Below are 21,464 nucleotides of genomic sequence, written 5' to 3' on the forward strand. Positions count from 1 at the left end.
GATGCTGACTGGAATTGGTTTCATCTACACAACGGTCGGACCATTTATTTCGACCTCAGACGCCACTGAAGATAGCCCCTCGAAACACTACGCCCAGGCCTTAAAAGATGATGCCTCAGCTTATCTCGCTACCGACGGCGATCACGATGGATCCGTGCTTGAATCTGAATGGCGCAAGTACTTGGAGCAGTACCCCCACCAGCCAAGCAAGGAAGAGTTTGCCCGGATGGTATTAGCTACCTATCAATGAGCCGGAAATGGCGGCGATTTTCGCCAAGCAGCAAGCCGGCTCCTACATCTATGGTCTTGCGTTCCGAGGTCACCCGCGTACAAGGCACGATCAATCCCAAAGGCCCCTACGGGGCACGTCCAACGGAAAACATCGACCGCTTTCAGAGGAGTCCAAAGCCTACATCGAGAAATTCGGCATCCCCTATGGAAGCTGGTAGGCCAAGAAGAATGACGAATGACGTGCAGTTGCCGGTGAAGCGAGCGCTGGATCATTTGCCAGCGCAGGAGATGGCGGCGCATGGCGCCTAGGCGTAGCCAGTACAGATCATCCCCACGCAACACGTGGGAATGATCAAAGCCCTACAGAAAACTCAATCAAACATTCGGGCAAGGTACCGGTGCCCAGTCGCCCAGGTCCGGGTTCTTGCACATGCTGTTGACCTGAGTGGTGCCTGCGCTGGCAACTTGCTTGCTTTCCGCCTGTTTGGCTTGTGCGGTTTGCAGGGTTTTCTCGGTGGTGACCGCTTCTTTCGGCACGGTTGGCAGCACCGGTTTTTTCGCTGGTTTCACCGCTTTCTTGCTCTTGGTCGGGGTCACGACCGGTGTGGTGTCGGCGGTCGCCACGGTGACCACGTCAGTGCGCTGCACGCCTACTTGCTGCAGGTCTTTTTCGTAGGCCTGGGTGTAGTTGCTCAGGTCTTCGCTGGCTTTACCGTTCACCGCGACGATCAGGTCGTTGGACTCTTTGAGGCCGGCGACGATTTCTGCCAGGCGCTTGCGGCCCTCGGTGTCGTTGACGGTCTTGGCCTTGCGGTCGGCGACCAGTTTGGTGAACGCGCTCTGGTAGCACTGTTGCGAAGCCTTGGCATACGCGGTGCTGCGGTCGATGTCGGCGGCGCTTTTGTTGACGTCGGAGGCGTAGGACGCGATGCGCTGGTTGTCATCGGCGATCTGCTTCTGACGCTCGTTGTAGTAACCGACCGCGCCGCCCGCCAGGGCACCGCCTGCTGCACCGATGGCGGCGTTGCGGCCACGGTTCTCGGAATCGGTCAGGGCGCCCAACAGTGCACCGCCGACAGCGCCGACCGCCGCACCGGTAACCACCGATTTGGTCATGTTCGAATCGGTGGCGCGCAGGTGCTGCACCGGCTCGTAGCAGTTCGGGTAGTACTCGACCTTGGTGCTCGAGGCGACTTTGGACGTCGGCGATGTAGCGCAACCGGTCAGTACGGTGCTGAAGCCGACGGCAATCAGCAGCAGATGACGCTTGGAAACCGAAGCAAAAGGTTTACGGGAGGAAAGCATAGTTGTGTTCTCGTTTAAGTTTGACCAGCTCAGCACGGCCCATCGCCGCCTGAGTCCCTTCCAAGCTCGCTGTACAACGAACGATCAAGACCGCTGAGCGTTCGATGCGAGCAATTCCTTCAATATCGCCGCCGGGTCGGCTCGTCGTTGCTGACGATAATCACCGACATGGCGAACGAATAACGTCGCGCGCGTCACCAGGCTCTTGCCCAGTACCGGCTTGCGCTCCAACTCTTCCTTGATGCGTTGAAACTGCGCCTGGATCACGGCATCGGTGTAGCGCGTGCCAGTCGCCAGGTTGTCGATGTAGATCGCCACCGCGCCGTCCAGCGCGCTGCGGCCGTTGTCGATAGCCATGGCGAACAGCTTGGCGCTGGCCTCGTCCTTGGCGTCCACGGCCTGCTGGCGACTCTTCTGCAAATTGGTCAGGCGAATGTTGTAGTTGTTGACGGTCTCGGCCACCAGGGCCGCCGACTGGATCAGGTTGCCGGCCGCTTCCTCGCGCTGTTGGGCGATGAGCGAGACGTTGCGCTTGAGCTCTTCGTTGACCAGCCCCAACTCGGCTTGCAAACGCGGATCGACGCTGGCGGCAATGATGCTGTCCAGGCGTTTGGTCGGGTCCTGGGCGTCGTCGATGGCATCGGTCAGCGAAGCCAGACGACCTTCTTTCTGCCATTGGGCAAACAGTTCCTTGTAGCGCGAACGGGGCGCCGACAACGCACCAATCGCGACCCGGAACCCGGTGGTTTCGTTATTTTGCTCGGTGCCGTCAGCGGCGAACAGCGAGTACTCGCGGCGCATCCCGGTGAACAAGGTGCCCTCGCCTTCCAGGTAATTGCCACCCTTGACCACGAAGCCGCCGTAGGTGCCCTGGCGGCGTCCGGCGTGCACCAGCTGGAAGGACTCCTGGACCATTTCGGCGGCGTTGCCGATCACGTCGAACAAGCCAATGGGGTTTGGCAGTTTGGTACCGATCGGCATCAACCGCGCGGCCTGACCGGTGCCGCCGGCGACCTGATTGAAGACCGCCCAATCGGCCAGCGGTCCGTCGCTTTCGCTGCCGTCCAGGCGCCGGGGAAACAGGCGCCCTTCCAGATCCTGACGGCTGACGGCCTGCCCGCCACGGGCTGCGAATTCCCATTCGACTTCGGTTGGCAAGCGCACAAAACCCAGCCCGCCCTCCTCTGCCGAGGTGCCGCGACCGCTCACCGGCAGCAGATCCTTGTGGTATTTCATCAGCCAGGCGCTGTACACCGCCGAGAAGCGTTCAGCCTCGAATCGCGACAGCTTCACCTTGGGTAAACGCCCGGCCATGCCTTGCGGAATTTCAGCCTGCAACGCCTCGCAGGCCGGCGCCGGCTCGCCGCTGGCCAACGATTGCGCCTGGGCCATGACCTGCGCGTATTGGCGGGCGGTGACTTCGTATTTGCCGATGAAATAGAGCATCGGTTTGAGCGGGGTGTTGGCGTCGGTCTTGGGCATCAACGGGGTGATGCTCTTGCTCCAGTCCTTGGGCAGATCCTTGAGGGTGAACTGGCCATTGATGAAGTCCCGGCGATAACCGGAAATGAACGACTGCTGATAGCCGGCCTCACCTTCGCTGAACGGGTAACCGAGGCTGATCTCACGGTCGTCCAGACTGCCTTGGGCCAGGATGTAGACGTAACGGAACACCATCTGCCCTTCGCACGGCAGCGGCAGGCTGACGTCATCGGGCAACGGCTTGGGGTTGTCCAGCTTGTCGGTGCCTTCATCAGCCCAGACCATGCCGGCCAGGCTCAGCGCCACGGCGGCGCCCAGTAACTTATACATCTCGGATTCCTTCACACGCCTGGATACGCGCCACTCGCCAGCCACCACAGAGCGCCGCCACGGCACTGACGCCGAGCACTGCCGCCAGGGCCAACGCGTAGTGACGCGCCAGCAGATGGCTGGCGTACTCGCCCGGCATCTGCGCAAATAAATGGTTCAGGCCCGATTGCGCCAGGCCATACAGCCCGGCACTCAACAGGGCGGCAAGACCGGCGCTGTACAGCGCCTGCACCACCACAAACAACAGCAACGCTGCCGTGGAAAACCCCAGCAAGCGCAGCACCGATAACGCTCGACGCTTGCGCTCGACCGCCGCCAGCGCCCCGGCAAAAATCGCCGCGAACGCTCCCGCCACGGCCAATCCGGCGATGATCCAGAACACGATCGACAGGTTGCGGCTCAGCGATTGCACTTGGGCGATGGCCTGGGCCTGGGTCGAGACCAGCAGGTTCTGCGCAGCGAAGTACTGACGCAGCGGTTCGACATCCTTGAGGCTGCGGGCGTACAGGCGAAACGCCGGATATACCCGCTGCTCCGTCGCGCCCACCGCATCACCTGGCCAACCGAACGCTGGCACGGCGCGGCCGTCCCGGTAATCTTCAGCCGCTTCCAGTAACGTCAACGGCGCGAACAATCCGTCCCGGGCGAAGGCTTCCAGCGGCAGAACCTGCAGCACCTGAACGCGAGTGTGCTGCGCCTCACCACGACCAGCCACCTGCCGGCCAAAACCGGCCTGTAACCAATCACCGGCCTTGGCCCCGAGCTTTTCGGCGGCGGTCTGGCTGAGCAGCACCTGATCCAGCCCTTGGGGCGCCGGCAGACTGCCGAGCAACGGATCGTTGGCGGTGGTGGGGATCATTTCCACAGTCACCGTCGAAGCGCCTGCGGTCAGATCCGCTGTCGCGGCAATCTGCCGGGTGCGCGGCAAGGCGAACGACACATCGCTGCGCTGGCTCAACTGCTCGATAAACGCGGCACTGAACCGGCCGCCACCCAAGGGGATGATCTCCCGGGTTGCCGGGTCGTTTTCCAGGCGCTCGGTCAAACTGCTGACCAGGCCGAATTTCAAACCGAACAGCACCAGCAGCGGCGCGATCACCGCCACCAGCGCCAATACCGAGCAGGCCGACAGCCAGGCATCGTTGCGGTAATCCTGCCAGGCCAGGGAAGCCACCAGCGCGCCGCGCATCAGCAGGCCTCCCCAAGGGTGGCGGTGACACCGCCATCGACGTCGCGATGACAACTGATGCGTCGCACCTGCAAACCGCTGGCGCGGGCCAGTGACTCGTCGTGGGTGGCAACGACGCAGCACACCCTGTGTTCACGAGCCTGGGTCACCAGTAACTGCATCACGCGTTCCGCGTTCAGCGGATCGAGGGCAGCGGTCGGTTCATCGGCCAACAGCAGGCGCGGCCCATGGGCCAGGGCGCGGGCACAACTCACCCGTTGCCGTTGGCCGACGGACAAGTCGCACGGTCTTTTGCCCAGTTGATCGGTGATATCCAACGCCCCGGCCAGGCGATCGACGCTGCCGTCGTCTTTCAAGCCGAGCAGTTGGCGCGACAGGTCGATGTTGCCGCGCACGTCCAGAAAATCCAGCAGGCCACCGGTTTGCAGCACGTAGCCCAAGTGCCGGCTGCGCAGGTTCGCCAAGGCACTTTGCGCATCTGCGCGCCACAGCCCGGCAATGTCCGTCGTGGTTTGACCGGACGCAAAATCAAACTGCCCGGCCCGATCCGGCGCCAGCACCAGCGCCAGCAAATCGAGCAACGTGCTTTTGCCGCAGCCACTGGGACCGACCACCGCCAGTTGCTCACCGGCACGCAGTTGCAGCCGTGGAATCACCAGGCTGTAGCGCTGGCTGCCGGCGCCCCGGCTTTTGTGCACTGCGTTCATGTTCAGCATCACGGCAGCGTCGACAATGGAACGCGGTACAAGGCATCACCCGGTTCGGCATCGCCGAAACGCACCCAGTTGGCCAGGTCGTTGTGGAAGGTTTCGTAGAGGCGGATTTTCGAGTCCAGCTCGTCGATAAAGTCCTCCTGCTCGGCCACGCTCAGGGAAAGCCACAAATCCTGGGTCATGTTCAGCGACTTGCTGCGATAAGGCAGTCCTTCCAGGTACTCCCCCAAAACTCCGCCATCGGCCAGATTGCCGCCCTTGCGCAAGGCCGAGGGATCACGGCTCATGTAGGCACTGGCACTGGCGATTTCCTGGAAGAAATTCTTCGGTGAGGTCTGGGTCTTGCGGGCGGCGTCGACGATCAGTTTCAGCGATTGCTGCAAGTCGTTGAGCTGCAGTTTGGTCAGCATCACGCACACTTGGAACGCCGGCAGGGCCGGGTTGGTCAGGTCGCGGTCGGCGGTCCAGGCGCTGACCAGTTGCGGCGCCTGGCTGGCGGCTTTTCGCCCCAGGAAGTCCATGTGCATCGCGTAGCCGATGGCCGCCGATTTGTCGGCCAGGCTCGGCGCAGCGCTCAGCAGCGGCACGGTTTGCGACTTGTTGCTGCGCACCTGATGCACCAGGTCGGCAAACACCGAACCGATCTCGTCCACCCGTTCACCGAACTTGCGCACATCGGCGCCCGGCACCGGGATGTACAGATCGCCGATCTGCGGGTTGGCGTCGGCGGTCAGGGTGCGATACTGACTTTGCGCACCGCCATGGGTTTTCTTGCCGGCATCGCTAAGCAGGTGCAAGGCGTAGATTTTGATCTGTTTGCCCAATGCGGCCTGACGCACTTCGGCCTCGTTCATTTGTGTGGCGGCATACGGGTCGTTCTTGCGCAACGCACCGGCATCGGTGACCAACAGAATCAAGCGTCCGCCATAACCGGACCAGTCCATGCCCTCGACCGCTTCCATCACGCCGGCAAAGGCATCTTCATTGAACGAATGGCTCGAAACCGTGGACGCCTTGACCTGCCGCGCCAAGTCCATGAAGCGCTGTGGGTCGCGGCCCTGGTCCAGGGTGATCAAGGTTTTGGCGACGTATTCCAGGCCCGGGGTTTTCTGGATGCTGTTTCGAAACCCCACCAGGCCAAAGCTGACACTGTCCAGCTCGCCCCGCTCGGCGATGCGGGTTTGCAGTTGGTGCACCACGTCGCGGACCTGATCGATGTAGGGCTGCATGGACACCGTGGTGTCGACGACCAACACCACAGCGGTGCGAAATGCATCGGCATTGGCGGCGCTGATCGGAGTGTTGCCGACAGTGGCCTTCGGTGCATTGCCGGGGTCGATGGACGCCACGTTCAGCAACTGCACCGGCTGGCCGTTTTCATCGAAGCTCTCGCGCGAATCAAAAATCGGCAACAGATAAAACTGGTTCTGCGGCACCGCGCTGGCGGCCGGTTCCAGGGCCAGCACCTGCTGATTGTCTTCACGGTTCTGCTGGGCCTTGAGCAACAGGTTTTTTGCAGCCGACGGATCGGCCAGCAGCCGCTCCACTTCGCCGGGCTGACGCAGGAACATCACCGGCGCACGACCGGAGCGTTCGGTGAACTTGAGCACCAGGCTTTGCTTCCAGTCGCTGACTTGTTCGGCTGGCAACCAGCCGTCACTGCGCCCGTCGGTGGCGGCGCCGACGCGTAGCCACGGGCTGCCGGCCACCTCTTGGCGCTGATAGACGTACAGCACGGAAAACGCCGGCAAGGCCTTATCAGGTGCTGCCCCCGGTTCACTGGCGAGTTTCGCTCCCGGCTTGCTGAGCACCCGCTGGAACAAGGTTTTTTTGCCGGCCATCAGCAGCGGGCGCTGACCGTTATCGACTTCTGTCGCCACAGGGGGGTTCACCGGTGGCGCCACGGCTGGCGGCGGTGTTTTGACTGGAGGCACTGAAGCCACTGGCGCCTTGGCGTCCGCTTCGACGTCACCGGACAGCCACCAATAACCCGCGCCGCCCAAGGCCAGCACCACGGCTACCGCAACAGCGGCAAGCGCGAACACCGGTCCCTTGCGCTGCTCCGAGGCCAAGGATTGCGGCGTCGACTTCGCCGTCGGCGCAACAGGCTTGGCTTGGGGTTGTGGCTGTGCAGGGCTCGTCGGAATGTCGATAGACACCGGCGTCAGTCCCGCCAGGTCATTGTTCATTGGAAGGGGCAACGGCCGGATCGTGGTCGCTTCAACCGATTCACGCGGCAGATTATCCAGCGCCTGCAACAGCGCTTTTGCATCCGGGAAACGCTCGGCCGGATCCTTGGCCAACAGCTTGCGCAGCACCTCTTGATAACGGCCGTGGTGCACCGGCAGCTCCGGCAGCGGTTCGGTCAAATGCGCCAGGGCCGTAGAGAGCGCGTCGTTGCCGGTGTACGGCAGTTTGCCGACGAGGATTTCGTAGAGCACCACGCCCAGGGCATAAAGATCGGCCCGGCCGTCAATGTCCTGGCCGCGCGCCTGTTCCGGGCTCATGTAGCTGGGCGTGCCGACGGCGAAACCCGCTTGGGTGAACTGGGTGCGGTCGTCCAGCGACTTGGCGATGCCGAAGTCCGAGAGCACCGCTGTGCCATCGGCGCGGAACAGAATGTTCGCCGGTTTGACGTCGCGATGAACCAGCCCCAGCCCGTGGGCATAGCCCAGCGCCGAGGCGATCTGGCGGATGTAGATCAGGCCCTGCTCCGGCGTCAGGCCGGCGGAAATGCGCTCCTTGAGCGTGCCATTGGGCAGGTATTCCATGGCCATGTAATACAGCTCACCGACATTGCCGATATCATGGATGGTGACCGTATGCGGGTGAGACAGGCGCGCCAGGGTTTTGCCTTCGCGCAGGAAGCGCTCGCAGAAACTCGGATCGGCTGCCAGCGCGGCGGCCATGACCTTCAACGCCACCTTGCGCTCCAGCGAGCGTTGGGTCGCCAGGTAAACGCTGGCCATGGCGCCCTCACCGATCTCACCGTCGATGTCGTAGCCCGGGATCAGAATGTTCGCGGTGAGGTTCATGAAGGCACCTTCACGACGACGACGGTGATGTTGTCCGGAGCACCGCGCATCAGGCCCAGGGACACCAGGCTGCTGGCGATTTCCCCTGGCTCGTCGTGGCCCAGCACCTCGCTGATCTCATGATCTTCAACGGTTTTGTTCAACCCGTCGCTGCACAACAGGTAACTGTCGCCGGGCTTCAACAGCAACTCGACCATCGCCAGCTCCAGCTGTGCCTGGACCCCGATGGCGCGGGTGACAATATTGGACCGTGGGTGCACCCGGGCTTCGGCTTCGCTGAGCAGGCCGCTGTCCTGCAGGTCCTGGACGTAACTGTGGTCCCGCGAGATCCGTTTGAGCCGGCCGTCACGCAGGCGATACAAGCGGCTGTCACCCGCCCACAAACACACCCCACGCAAGTCACGCGCCGCCATCACCACCACCGTGCTGCCCATCATGGTCACGCCGCGGTTGGCGGTTTCTTCACGCACGGCGGCGTTGACCCGCAGCAGGTCGGTTTTCAACGCCGCGACGTATTCATCCAGCGAACGGCCCACAGCAATGCTACGCAGACTGTCGACAATCAGACTGCTGACGTAGTCGCCCGCCGCGTGCCCGCCCATGCCATCGGCGACCACCCACAGGCCTTTTTGCGGCAGGTCCAGGCAAGCGTCTTCGTTAACCTGGCGGACCATGCCGACATGGCTTTTGCTTGCAGACTTCAGGGTCCTTCCCACGTTTGAACACATCTACACAAAACCTTCTTGGCCGAGCAAAAATTGCGCAAAATCAGCGGCGGCCGGCAGGCCCTGGCACCGCAATAAACCGGGGGCGATACGCTCCGAACCCTGGCCCCACCACACACTGGCCCCTTCGCAGGCCTGTTCGGCGAGGGCGATCATTCGCGCCTGCGGATCGGTGACATCAAAGCGGTGCAGGCCGGCAATACGGCTGCTCGGGGTGCGCGGCAGGCAGGTCGGACTGCCCAGTGTCTCCAGCGCTGCACCGAAGGCTTCGAAGCTCGCCTCCACGCTCAACGTGCTCAACAGCAATTGCTCGACCTGTTCAAACCAGGCGTCCGAACCGCTCACCACCGACGCCGGGTCGGCATCGTGATCCAGCAGCACCGCGACGGTCAGCGGAAAATACCGGCCAACCCGATCAATGCTCGGCATCACCACCCCCACGGCGGCCTGCGGCCCACACACACCGGGCGCGACCATAAAGCGCCACAGCGGACTGACCAGATAGGCATTCAGCCAACGGTCGCCAAGGCTCTGGCTGGCGAGCAACCCCGCCGCCAGCCACGAATCCCAAGGGCCGATAAAACTCTGCGGCAAGCCACGGCTGACAAAGTCCCCGCGACTGGCCAACTTTCCATAGAAGCCCGGCGTGCTCATAAGCGCTCCGGCAGGCTGAAACCGCTGAGCACACGGCTCTTGAACGGGTTGAAGGCGCTGTTGGCCCGCAGCTCATAAGAGGCGCTGGCGCCGTCGACCCGCAGCCGCAGGTTGAAGCGGTCCGGCGAGTTGCCGGCGGTGAGATCCGATTGCTCGAGCAGGCGGAACCAGGCCCAGGGCCCGTCCAGGGTGATGCCGGACCGACCGCTGGCCGTGGGCGGCATGATCGAGATCCGCACCACGCCGATGCTGCCGGGGTTGGGCCATTGCATGGCGGTCGGACGGCTCGGACCGTGGTCGTAGCTCAATTGCTGGCCGTCGAGGTCGAGCAAAAACTGAGTGATGGTGGAATCCATGGCCACGGGCTTGAGTTCGAAGCGCACCATCGGCTGGGTACCGCCGGAACGGAAAAACGCATCCCGGATGGTCGCTGCCCGCTGGAAGGTTTGCAGCACACCCGGGGCGATGCCGAGCTTCTGCGCGGCGCCCGGTTGCCAGCGCCAGGCCTGGGTCGAGGTATCCACGTAGGGCTGCAGGTATTTGCGGAAGTAGTTGTCCATCACCCCGCCCACACCGAAGAACTGACCGAAGTCGTCGAGGGTCGCGTCCCGTGCACTGCCTGGCGACATCGGATAACGCCCGGCCAGGGACTGGCGATAGATGTTCACCACTTCGCTGGTCCAGGCCGCGTTCAGTTGATTGCGTACTCCACCCATCATGCTGTTGGTGGTGGAGTTGACCACCGACTTGACCAGGCCCTGCACCAACGCCGGTTGACGCTCGGCGTTGAGGCTGACCCGCGTCGCCGCCGCTGCGGCCTGGTTCTTGGCTTCGCCAAGCAAGGCGTCGCCGCTGGCACCGACCATGGCGCTGACCTGCACATACAGGGCGTTCATGTCGGCCAGCAGGCCGTCGATGGCTGCCGGCTCGCCTTCGTTCTTGCTGACGATGCGGTTGAGTTCGGCAAAATGCGTGGTGACTGGATCGTCACTGGCCTCAGGTGCGTTTTGCATCGCCTGCTCCTGGCCGAGCAAGGTGCCCAGGCGCTCTTTGAGCTTGTCGACCCCACCCTCCACCGGCGCCCCCTTGGCCGCCAGCAGGCGTTCTTCCTGTTGCAGGTCGGTTTCCTTCGCCACCGCCACCAGCAATTTTTTCAACGGCGAAGTCGGTCCGGAAATCACCCGCAGCACATCGGCGGCCTGGGCCACGCTGGTGATCGGCACGAAGTCGATATCAGCCAACAAGGCGTCCCACTGGCGCTGATAATCCTGGAAATACAGGCGACGCACATCGGCGGCCAGGCTGGCGACGTTCTGTTGTTCTGCCTGATCGCGACCGAGCACCCACTGCTCCTCGGCCAAGGTGCCGGTCTGGTTCAGGCTGGTGAGCAAAAACCCTTGGCGGTAACCCTTGGCCGTGAAGAAGCCACTCAAGGGATCGCCCAGCGGCTTGCCGCTCTTGCGGCTGAACACCAGCGCAGCATCGCGCCCGGCCGCTTCGTTGAGACGAAAGTCCGGGATACCGTCCGGCAGTTTCTGCCGCTTGATCCGGTCATAGACACGCTGGGCCACCGGCAGCTGTTGCAATTGCCGGCGCAAGTCATCGATCAGGCGCGGGTCGAGACGCGCGGTGGGCGGATGGCGCTCGAACAGCGCCTGCAAGTGCTCACCGAGGGCTACGCGCTGCTCGGCCGGCAAGTCGCGGGGCAGGCTGCGGTCCCAGTCCAGGGCGATCCAAGCCTTGATGAAATCAGCATCGTAATGCTCACTGTCGGCGAGCATCAGGTAGGCCTTCAAGCCTTCGTAAAGGAAGTCCGAATTGCCGCCGCCGTGCAGTTGCTCCTCGATACGCGTGAGCAAGCGCGGCGCGAAGACCGCGATCAATAGCTTGCGATAGACGCTGCCGGACTCGGCTTCAAGCATGTCGCCCTGATACAGACCCAGGCCTTCGGCCCAGTTCGGCGCGTCATCGGCCAAGTGCTTCACTGCGTTGAGCAAGGGCAACACGGCGAGCACGTCCCGCTGTGCCGGGCTGAGGTTCTGCACGGCCTGGCCCAGGGGCACGACTTTCTGATCGACTTGCGCGATATACGCCTGATTGGCGCGGTAGCTGACCCACCACAAGGTCCCGACCACCAGCACCAAGGCTACGGTCGAGGCCAGCACGCCCTGGGCGATCCACTTGCGTCGACGTTCGACTTTCGGATTGACACCCACCAGCCCACGCTCGGCAAAGGCCACGGCGCTGAAGAGCTTTTCGATGAAGTAACTGCGCCCGGTGCCGTTCTGGCGCACCAGGTGCTGGCGGTCCAGGTTCATGCTCTGGGCCATGGAGCCGATCAGCCGGTCAATCGGGCTGCCTTCCTGGGTGCCGCTGGTGAAATACACCCCGCGCAACAGCGCCCGCTCTTCAAAGGCGTTGGGTTTGAACACGCCCTCAAGGAAGCTTTGCAGGCAATCCTTCAACGCGCCGAACTGCTGTGGAAAACCGTAGATCAGATCGCGTCGCGCCGGGTCGCGTTCCTGCTGCAAGCGCTCCACCAGCCGATCGTTCAGGCGTTGCTCCAGACCGGCGAATTCGCTTTGCAGATGGGCCAGCGGGCTGTCATTGCTTTTGCCGTCATCCAGAGCGAAGGTCATGCCCCAAACCTGGGCTCGCTCTTCCTTGCTCAGGGAGTCGAAATACTCCATGAACCCAGGCACCAGATCGAGCTTGGTCAGCATCAGGTAGATCGGGAAACGCACGCCCAGTTGGGTGTACAGCTCCTGAATGCGCAGGCGTATCGCAGCGGCATGGGCGGCGCGTTCGGCATCGCTGCCCAGCAACAGGTCGGAGAGGCTGATGGCGATAAATGCACCGTCGATCGGGCGACGGGCCCGCTGTTTTTTCAACAGACCCAGAAAGCCCAGCCATGCGGCCTTGTCGACCGTCGCGTCGCTGTCCTGAGTGGTGTAGCGGCCTGCGGTGTCGAGCAGCACAGCCTGGTCGGTAAACCACCAATCACAATTACGCGTACCGCCGACGCCGCGCACCGCACCGGCGCCCAACTGCGCGGCCAACGGAAAATGCAGACCGGAGTTGACCAGCGCCGTGGTCTTGCCCGAACCCGGCGGGCCGATGATCACGTACCACGGCAATTCGTAGAGATTGCGTCGTTCGTCGCCGCCCAGCTTGGCTTTCTTCAACAGCGTCAGGGCTTCGTCCATGCGCTGGCGCAGGGTTTCGAGCTCTTCGGCCGTAGCGATGCTGGTCGGGTCCGGTGGGGTTTGCGCCGCCAGGCTGCGCATGACTTCGGCGGCCTGACGGCGGGCCTGGATGATGCGAAACACTCGATAGGCGATCCACACCGCGAATACCAGAATGATCAGCGCCCAGCGCCGGCCTTCGGGCACCAGGAGTTCAAGCAGCGGCCCGACAAACCAGATGATCAGGCTCAGGGCGATCAGCCCCAGCAACGGAATGACCCAGCGAGTCATAAAACTGAAAAACGCCTTCACTCGACCCCCTCCGCCAACACTGTGATTTCGACCCGACGATTGCGTGCGCGGCCCTCGGTCGTAGCGTTCGAGGCCAGCGGTTCGGTGTCGCTGCGGCCTTCGGCGCTGAAGCGCTCGGGCTGGCCGGTCTTGGCCGAAAGGATTTGCAGCACCGAAGTGGCCCGCGCCTCGGACAACGCCCAGTTCGATGGGAACCTCAAGGTGGCAATCGGGCGATTGTCACTGTGGCCGGTCACCCGGACCTGGCCCTTGACCTTGCGAATGGCATCGGCGATGCGCAGCATCAGCGGCTGGAAATTGTCGACGATACTGGCGCTGCCCGAGGCGAACAGCTCATCGCCACGGATGGTCACCACTGAACGGTCAACGGCATCTTCCACGGCCACCCGGCCGGCCTTGATTTCATCAGCGAGAAAACCGGCCAAGCGTGGCCGCTCGACCAGTTTCGGCTGCACCACCGGACGGTCGATGGCCTGCACCGGGATCTCGCCCAGCGCATGAATGTTTTTAAACACCGGCTCGGCATCGGCGGCCAGTTTCAAGCGCAGGCCGAACACCAGGGCCAGCAGCAACGCCACGCCGATGGCTACCGCGATCCATGGCGGCATGAATTGCGCCAGTCGATCGCGCGCCACGGTCACGCCGCGCCAATGGGGCGACAGTTCGCGCTCATATTCGCCACGGGCGCTGCGGATAACCGCACTGGTGCGCTCACGCAACGCCTCCAGTTGGCTGCGACCGTCATTCATGACCCGGTAACGCCCTTCGAAACCCAGGCACATGCACAGGTACAACAGCTCCAACAGATACAAACGTTCGCGGGGGCTTTGCAGGCAATGTTCCAGGAGCTGGAACACTTTCTCGCCACCCCAGGCTTCGTTGTGCACAGTGATCAACAGGCTTTGCTTGCCCCAGTCACTGGCGCCGCCCCACGGCGTACTCAACACCGCTTCATCCAGGGCGGTGCACAAGGCGTAGCGGGCCAATAACACATCGTTGCGCACCACGCCGGCGGCCTCGGCGCGCTCCTCGAACTGGCGCAGGTAGGCCAGTAGTTGCGCCCGCAGACTCGCTGGTGCCGGGTGGGCAATGGTGTTGCGCAAACGGGTCAGCAAAGCCAGCAGCGGGCCCGCGGCGCTCTCCAGGGGGTTGAGACCTTCGGTTTTACCGGTCAACAGCGGCGCGGCCGGCATCGACAGTGGCGCGGGCTGGGCGCGGCCAGGGTCCGGGCGGGCCGGCTCGGCGCCACGACCACCGGGGGTCGGCATGAACTGGGTACGATCGTCGTTGTTCATCGCGGTTTATCCTCGGATCGCCCAGAAAGCCAGGTTCAACCCCGGGAACTGACCCGCGATGTGGAACGCAAAACCGCCGGAGTTGGCCAGTTGTTGCCAATGCTCGCTGCCCCGGTCGAGTTCGTAATAGGTGGAGCCGGCGTGATAGGGAATCTGCCGTGGCGCCACCGGCAGCGGCAGCAGACCGATGCCCGGCAATTGCAGGTTGACCATGTCGCGAATGTGTTCCACCGAGCCGATTTTGCTCTGCAGGCCGAAGCGGCTGCGCAGGGTCTCGGCAGGTACATCGGCGCGCACCACCAGAATAAAACTGGCGTTGTCGAGCAGGGTCTTGTCAGCCAGCATGGCCACATGAATGCCATAGGCTTTTTCGACGATCGGAATCGGCGTGGCCTTGCTGTCGATCAGCATCGACAGCGCTTCACGCAGGGCTTGCATCACCGGGGCAAAACTCAGCGCGAGGTCATCATGCTGGTACTGCGGGAATTCCTGCGGTCGCCGCCCGGAAGCGGTAAAAGTCGAGAATTCCCCGGCCAGGCTCACCAACTCGCTGTAGAACCGCTCGGGATGCAACGGACTCAACCGGCTCAAGTGCTGGATCAGCGGTTGGGCACGGTTGACCAGTTGCAGCAGCATGAAGTCGGCAATCTCCGAGGCACCGCCAGCACCGGACGCCACCACCCGCCCGGCGAGCGCTTCGCCACGCTGATGAAGCAGGCCCAGTAGCTCGTTGCGAAACGCAGCCAAGGGCGTGGAGGCGACCACATCCAGCAGCGGCGGGATGTAAGTGTCATCGAGCACCAAGGCGCGGTCGGCGCGTTTCTCCTTGATTCGCACCAGGCCGATGGCCGCGTAGTCGCTGATGCCATCCCGGGCTATCAATAATCGCAGCGCCCTCGACCCCACGGCCACCGGGGCCTGGTTTTCGAATGGCGCGTTATCGTCCCGAACTTCGCGCACCTGACTCACATAGCGCGCAGCGCCCAGGGCCTCGCCTTCGTCAACGGTGTCACGCGCACCGGCGCGCTTGAGCGGCAAGGCCAAATACACCAAACCATCGCGCAGGTTGTCATCGATATTCAGCGGGCTCGGCGCCAGGTCATCCTGGGGAATGTTGAATGGCGTGCCGTCTGGCAACAGGCCCCGCGCCGAGATGATCGCCAGTTTGCCCTGGGCCAGCAGGCCCTGGTCGATCAGCAACTCAGAAAACCCCCAGGCACCGGCCGACAATGGGCGACTCCGGGCGTCGATGAGGTTCTCCAGGTAACGGTCATGCTGCTGGAAGTGCTGCGTTCCAATGAACATGCCTTCCGACCAGACCACGCGATTGTTCCAGGACATGGGGGCTCCGATTGTTTATTGGGCAGGGCTGGATGGGGGAACCGCGACGGCGCTGCGCACGGCTCGCACGTCGAGGCTGATCTGGTATTCGGTGTATTGGCGCGGCGGGACGTTCATCACCGTGCGCCACAGCGACTGATCCAGCTCGCGATACCCCACCAGCACGCCGATATGGCGGGTGGCCGGATCGAGGTCACGCTGCAGACTCAACTGCTGGCCAGGCTGGATCAGCACTTCGTCCTGGTCGATCAGATCCGCACCGAGCGTCGCCTGGGCTCGTTCGGCCAGTGCGAAATAATCGGAACGACCGAAGGTGGCGGCATTTTTCAATTCGAAAATGCGCACCCGGACCGGGGCCGGCTGGCCAGTGGCTCCGGGGTTGAGCCCGGCGATGGCGTGAAAGTGCAACTCGACGGCGGCCGTGTCGGCCTCAGCCTCTTCGGGCTGGGGTTTGGTGGCATCCTTGGCACACGCGGTCAGCAGAAGCGCGGTGGCGACTGCGAGTAAAAACCTGTGAATCATCCTGCGTCCTCAATGACGTTTCAGCTATCCGTTGTTCCGTTCTTTGCTATGAATCGCGTTATGTGACGGCGACGCTCAGTGGCGACGTTGTCTTGCACTGTGTTCTTCGTAGGCACGGCTGAATTCCCGACCGAACAGGTCCTGGAAATCCTCCTGGGCCTCACGGGAAATATTGCTGTAGAGCTCGGTGAACTGCTGCCAGTACTGGGCCTGTCGTGAACCATTGAAAATGCTCGACAGGCCACCGGGCTTGCCCATGCGCTCTTCCAGTTGTGCCGGTTCGAAACGCGCCAACAGGTGCTTGATCGCAGCTTCCACACCGGCCATCACCGCCAACTGGTGGGCACGCAAGTCATCGAAGCTGTCGCGCACCGCCAGGTCCGGCGCCATGAACGCTTGATTGGTGTGGCGCAACAGCAGCAGCAAGGCCTCATCGACGTTGGGAGCGAATTTCAGCGGGTTGTTTTCCACCGGCTGAATCATCGTCTGCTGAATGCGAAACTCGCCCTTGAGGCTGCTGCGGGCGCGCAAGACATCGATCAGGCCTTCGACCATCAATCGATAACTGCGGCCGATGTTTTCCATCTGCGCTTCGGCCTGGGCCTTTTCCAGGCGCACTTGATCCAGCCCGGCGCCGCGCAGAAAGGCTCGTAACAGGTCGGGTTGCGAATGGTCGACCGGGCCGGGCGGATTGACCGGATGCTCGACGATGGCCACGGGTGGTTCGTGCCGTGGTGGCGGCTCGACCGGTGCCTCGATCGGTACGCTGACTTGAGGCGCCGGCGGCGCAACTTCTGCAACAGGCAAGGGGGCGACAGGCAGGGGTGTAACCGCCACTGGCGCGGGCTTGTCGCTGAACAGGTCCCAATCTTCCGGAATCACCGGGGCTGGGGCTGGGGCTGGGGCCGACGCCAGCGGCACAGGCTCGGCCATGGGCGTCGGGCTGGGGATCGGGGTCGGTGGGCGGAAGTCGTGCTGCTCAGCCGGGACATGGTCGGACTGGGTGGCCGGCGGGACGGTGGTCGGTGCCAGAAAGTCGAACAAGTCCGGCAACGTGTCCATGGCCGACACACCCTGGAAATGTGCAGGTGGTGTCATGGGCGACGATGTCGGCGTAGCCACGCCAGCGCCCTGACGCCCCATCAGAGCCTCGAAGCTGTTGGACGAATCGGCAAAAGGGTTGCTGTCAGTCACCGGCAGATTGAAATCGATGCGCGCCTGGATTTCATAATCACCTATGCGGATAACTTCCCCATCTTGCAACGGCTCGCTGTTTCCTTTGCGCAGACGAATGCCGGCCTTAACCAATTCCACACCATTAGTGCTGTTATCGGTTAAATAATACCGGCCATCTTTATATTGAATAACGCAATGCTTTCCGGAAACCAAGCGCTCTGGATCGGGCAATACCCAGTCATTATCAGAATTACGGCCAATTGCCATCACTCCCTGATCCATGGATTTTTCAGAGCATTGACCAGGGGTAATCTTGTGATAACTAGTGATAGTCAAACACAGCGGCATCTTGCCTCCTTGCTGCACACTTTGCGCGCCGGCGAATGAGGGGATCAATCCCCGCGGAACTCGCCGACAAACCTTGCAAACAACCTCAAAAATAGCTTTTTACCAGCATATTTGCTGATCTTAACCGGTTTACGTGACAAAAAACCTGCGTCAGTACCTTCCCAGACCTACCGGTCGCAAGGGTTGTTAAGCACCTCACATCTGTCACACAGGAGAAATAGCTTACCTTGACAAGCCATAAGTACTACACCAAAAATGAACAACTTTCTTGAATACAGTGATGGCACTTTAAGATCATAGAGGATCCAAAGGGCCATTACGCACAAGGAAACATGCGAAGTTCCACTTGGAGCTTACGTGTGAACTGCCCGATTCTGTCGCGGGCGATAGGGAGATCAATTTCAGTGGAAGTGCCTTTGCTGCTCGCCGCCGTTTCTGCGACTTCGCCTTGTGGCGAAGATCTGGAATACGACGCGGACTTTTTGCGCCTGGAACGCGATTCCCAAGGCCAGCCCGAGCGCAGCATGGGCGATTCGATATTGCCTGCCGAACCGCCTGAATGGCGCAGCATCCAGCAGCAAAGCCTGGACTTGTTGCAACGCAGCAAAGACCTGCGTATCACCCATTTCCTTTTGCAAAGCTCCCTTGCCCTGGAAGGTGTCACCGGCCTGGCCCGCGTCCTGACGCTGATCAGTGAATTGCTCAAGCAATACTGGGCCGACCTGCATCCACGCCTGGATGCCGAAGACGACAACGATCCCACCGTGCGCATCAATGCCCTCGCCGGCCTGGCATCCGATGCCACCATTCGCCTGCTGCGCGAAAGTATCCTGGCCCGTTCGCGAACCTTTGGCGCTGTCAGCCTGCGCGCCGCCGCCAACGCCAGCGGCCTGCAAAGCTTCCCTGACGAAAACCTCGGCGCCGAACAACTCGCCGGAGCGTTCCTCGACAGCGATCCCGAACAGTTGGACATCATCCGCAAAGCCTTGCACGAGGCCCGTAGCGCCGCCGAGACCATCGAGCAACACGTCAGCGAACAAGTCGGCTCCGCCCAGGGCGTTGACCTTGGCCCGTTGAAGCAACCGCTCAAAATGGCCTTGCAGATTCTCGGCCAGTTCGCCCCGCAGAGCGGCGACAGTCCCCTGCCCGATGCCATCAGCGACGACAGTGCCGCGCCGGTTGAATACCCCACCGCACCAAGCGCGCCGCGCAACGCCAGCACCAGCACCAGCACCGGCGAAATCAACAACCGTGACGACGTGCTGCGCAGCCTGGACCGGATTCTTGCGTATTACACCCGTCACGAGCCCTCCAGCCCCCTGCCGGTGCTGTTGAACCGGGCAAAGAATCTGGTGCACGCCGACTTCGCGGCGATCGTGCGCAACCTGATTCCCGACGGCATCAGCCAATTTGAAAACCTGCGCGGACCAGACAGCGAATAAAAGCGTACGGATCACGCAGTCACGTCACCGGCACCGCCGATGACGCCAACACCGTCGCTTGAGCGACCAGGAGCAGCAACGTGGCGAAGCAAAGTTCTCAGAAATTCATCGCGCGCAACCGTGCGCCTCGAGTGCAGATCGAGTACGACGTCGAGCTTTACGGCGCCGAGAAAAAGGTTCAGTTGCCCTTCGTGATGGGGGTTATGGCTGACCTCGCCGGCAAGCCCGCCGAGCCTCTGGCACCTGTGGCCGATCGCAAGTTCCTTGAAGTGGATGTGGACAACTTCGACTCCCGCCTCAAGGCCATGCAGCCACGCGTTGCGTTCCACGTGCCCAACGAGCTGACCGGCGAAGGCAACCTGAGCCTGGACATCACCTTTGAAAGCATGGACGACTTCAGCCCGGCCGCCGTGGCGCGCAAGGTCGACTCGCTGAACAAGCTGCTCGAAGCGCGCACTCAATTGGCCAACCTGCTGACCTACATGGACGGCAAGACCGGTGCCGAAGAAATCATCATGAAGGCCATCAAGGATCCGGCGCTGCTCCAGGCACTTGCCAGTGCGCCCAAGCCCGCCGAGCCTCAGGCTTAATCAGGACGAATGATCATGACCGATCCAGTACGCGCAAGCGCCCAGACACTGGGCACCACCGAAGAAGCCAGCGAGTTCGCCTCCCTGCTGCTGCAAGAATTCAAACCCAAGACCGAACGCGCCCGCGAAGCCGTCGAGACCGCCGTGCGCACCCTGGCCGAACAGGCCCTGGCGCAGACCGACCTGGTGTCCAACGACGCCATCAAGTCGATCGAGTCGATCATCGCCGCCATCGACGCCAAGCTCACCGCCCAGGTCAACCAGGTCATCCATCACCCGGAGTTCCAGCAACTGGAAAGCGCCTGGCGTGGCTTGCACTACCTGGTCAACAACACCGAGAGCGACGAGCAGCTCAAGATCCGCGTGCTCAACATCTCCAAGACCGACCTGCACAAGACCCTGAAGAAATTCAAGGGCACCGCGTGGGACCAGAGCCCGATCTTCAAAAAGATGTACGAAGAAGAATACGGCCAGTTCGGCGGCGAACCTTACGGCTGCCTGGTGGGCGATTACTACTTCGACCAGTCGCCGCCGGATGTCGAATTGCTGGGCGAACTGTCGAAAGTCTGCGCCGCCATGCACGCGCCATTCATTGCCGCCGCATCGCCGACCGTGATGGGCATGGGCTCGTGGCAGGAACTGTCGAACCCGCGCGATCTGACCAAAATCTTCACCACCCCGGAATATGCCGGCTGGCGCTCGCTGCGTGAATCGGAAGACTCGCGTTACATCGGCCTGACCATGCCGCGCTTCCTGGCACGCCTGCCGTACGGTGCCAAGACCGACCCGGTGGAAGCCTTCGCCTTCGAAGAAAACACCGACGGCGCCGACAGCTCCAAGTACACCTGGGCCAACGCCGCTTACGCGATGGCGGTGAACATCAACCGCTCGTTCAAACACTTTGGCTGGTGCTCGCGCATTCGTGGCGTGGAGTCTGGTGGTGAAGTGGAGAACCTGCCGGCGCACACCTTCCCGACTGACGACGGTGGCGTGGACATGAAGTGCCCGACGGAAATCGCCATTTCGGACCGCCGTGAAGCGGAACTGGCGAAGAACGGTTTCATGCCGCTGCTGCACAAGAAAAACACCGACTTCGCCGCGTTCATCGGCGCCCAGTCGCTGCAAAAGCCGGCCGAGTACGACGACCCGGATGCTACCGCCAACGCCAACCTGGCCGCGCGCCTGCCCTACCTGTTCGCCACCTGCCGTTTCGCCCATTACTTGAAGTGCATCGTGCGCGACAAGATCGGCTCCTTCAAAGAGAAGGACGAAATGCAGCGCTGGTTGCAGGACTGGATCCTCAACTACGTCGACGGTGACCCAGCGCACTCCACCGAAACCACCAAGGCCCAGCACCCATTGGCGGCGGCCGAAGTGATTGTCGAAGAGGTGGAAGGCAACCCGGGGTATTACAACTCTCGGTTCTACCTGCGCCCGCACTATCAGCTCGAAGGTCTGACGGTGTCGCTGCGCCTGGTATCCAAGCTGCCTTCGGCTAAAGGCGCGTAACACCGCCCTTGATGTGATCGCTCCCACGCTCAGCGTGGGAACGATCAGAAAAACACAACGTGGTAGACACCACACAGGGA

General features: G+C 62.3%; 16 protein-coding genes. 4 read left to right on the plus strand and 12 right to left on the minus strand.

Annotation, left to right across the window (positions count from 1 at the left end):
• Position 1 precedes the first annotated feature (1 nt).
• On the plus strand, positions 2-250 hold the full coding sequence (locus AF70_RS29850) for a hypothetical protein (protein WP_231508958.1): 249 nt from the start codon (positions 2-4) through the stop codon (positions 248-250).
• 356 nt (positions 251-606) lie between these two features.
• On the opposite strand, the gene tagQ is transcribed toward AF70_RS29850, so the two are convergent.
• From tagQ to tagH, 12 genes are all read right to left on the minus strand, one after another.
• Positions 607-1,536 carry a type VI secretion system-associated lipoprotein TagQ gene (gene tagQ / locus AF70_RS17980; protein ID WP_019580428.1) on the minus strand — a complete coding sequence of 310 codons (930 nt, stop codon included), beginning with the start codon at positions 1,534-1,536 and terminating at the stop codon, positions 607-609.
• Between the two features lie 84 nt (positions 1,537-1,620).
• On the minus strand, positions 1,621-3,348 hold the full coding sequence (locus tag AF70_RS17985) for an SUMF1/EgtB/PvdO family nonheme iron enzyme (RefSeq protein WP_019580427.1): 1,728 nt from the start codon (positions 3,346-3,348) through the stop codon (positions 1,621-1,623).
• Positions 3,341-4,537, minus strand: a complete 1,197-nt coding sequence (locus AF70_RS17990) for an ABC transporter permease (RefSeq protein WP_028939177.1) — start codon at positions 4,535-4,537, stop codon at positions 3,341-3,343. Before AF70_RS17990 ends, AF70_RS17985 begins: the two co-directional genes overlap by 8 nt.
• Entirely contained in the window at positions 4,537-5,253 is a 717-nt protein-coding gene (locus tag AF70_RS17995; protein ID WP_019580425.1) for an ABC transporter ATP-binding protein, read from the minus strand. Before AF70_RS17995 ends, AF70_RS17990 begins: the two co-directional genes overlap by 1 nt.
• Positions 5,253-8,285: a serine/threonine-protein kinase gene (locus AF70_RS18000; RefSeq protein WP_028939178.1), complete on the minus strand. Its 3,033-nt coding sequence runs from the start codon at positions 8,283-8,285 to the stop codon at positions 5,253-5,255. The genes AF70_RS17995 and AF70_RS18000 overlap by 1 nt, the downstream gene beginning before the upstream one ends.
• Positions 8,282-9,001, minus strand: coding sequence for a PP2C family serine/threonine-protein phosphatase (locus tag AF70_RS18005; RefSeq protein ID WP_026331813.1), 720 nt, complete (start codon positions 8,999-9,001; stop codon positions 8,282-8,284). The genes AF70_RS18000 and AF70_RS18005 overlap by 4 nt, the downstream gene beginning before the upstream one ends.
• 12 nt (positions 9,002-9,013) lie before the next feature.
• A complete protein-coding gene (gene tagF, locus AF70_RS18010; RefSeq protein WP_019580422.1) occupies positions 9,014-9,664 on the minus strand; it encodes a type VI secretion system-associated protein TagF in 651 nt (216 codons plus the stop codon).
• Positions 9,661-13,161, minus strand: coding sequence for a type VI secretion system membrane subunit TssM (gene tssM / locus AF70_RS18015; RefSeq protein ID WP_028939179.1), 3,501 nt, complete (start codon positions 13,159-13,161; stop codon positions 9,661-9,663). Before tssM ends, tagF begins: the two co-directional genes overlap by 4 nt.
• The gene (locus AF70_RS18020; RefSeq protein WP_019580420.1) at positions 13,158-14,456 is read right to left on the minus strand and encodes a DotU family type VI secretion system protein; all 1,299 of its coding nucleotides are present in this window, start codon (positions 14,454-14,456) and stop codon (positions 13,158-13,160) included. The genes tssM and AF70_RS18020 overlap by 4 nt, the downstream gene beginning before the upstream one ends.
• 6 nt (positions 14,457-14,462) lie before the next feature.
• Positions 14,463-15,797, minus strand: a complete 1,335-nt coding sequence (tssK, locus tag AF70_RS18025) for a type VI secretion system baseplate subunit TssK (RefSeq protein ID WP_019580419.1) — start codon at positions 15,795-15,797, stop codon at positions 14,463-14,465.
• 15 nt (positions 15,798-15,812) lie between these two features.
• The gene (gene tssJ, locus AF70_RS18030; protein WP_019580418.1) at positions 15,813-16,319 is read right to left on the minus strand and encodes a type VI secretion system lipoprotein TssJ; all 507 of its coding nucleotides are present in this window, start codon (positions 16,317-16,319) and stop codon (positions 15,813-15,815) included.
• A gap of 75 nt (positions 16,320-16,394) precedes the next feature.
• Complete coding sequence (tagH, locus tag AF70_RS18035; RefSeq protein WP_028939180.1) at positions 16,395-17,843, minus strand: type VI secretion system-associated FHA domain protein TagH; 1,449 nt, start codon at positions 17,841-17,843, stop codon at positions 16,395-16,397.
• 404 nt (positions 17,844-18,247) lie between these two features.
• On the opposite strand from tagH, the gene tssA reads away from it, so the two are divergent.
• From tssA to tssC, 3 genes are all read left to right on the plus strand, one after another.
• On the plus strand, positions 18,248-19,285 hold the full coding sequence (gene tssA, locus AF70_RS18040; RefSeq protein WP_028939181.1) for a type VI secretion system protein TssA: 1,038 nt from the start codon (positions 18,248-18,250) through the stop codon (positions 19,283-19,285).
• 80 nt (positions 19,286-19,365) lie between these two features.
• Positions 19,366-19,875 carry a type VI secretion system contractile sheath small subunit gene (gene tssB / locus AF70_RS18045; protein ID WP_007894500.1) on the plus strand — a complete coding sequence of 170 codons (510 nt, stop codon included), beginning with the start codon at positions 19,366-19,368 and terminating at the stop codon, positions 19,873-19,875.
• Positions 19,876-19,890: 15 nt separating this feature from the next.
• Entirely contained in the window at positions 19,891-21,384 is a 1,494-nt protein-coding gene (tssC, locus tag AF70_RS18050; RefSeq protein ID WP_018927417.1) for a type VI secretion system contractile sheath large subunit, read from the plus strand.
• The last annotated feature ends 80 nt before the right edge of the window (positions 21,385-21,464 follow it).

The organism is Pseudomonas sp. KD5, from assembly GCF_012932895.1.
Classification (GTDB): Bacteria; Pseudomonadota; Gammaproteobacteria; order Pseudomonadales; family Pseudomonadaceae; genus Aquipseudomonas.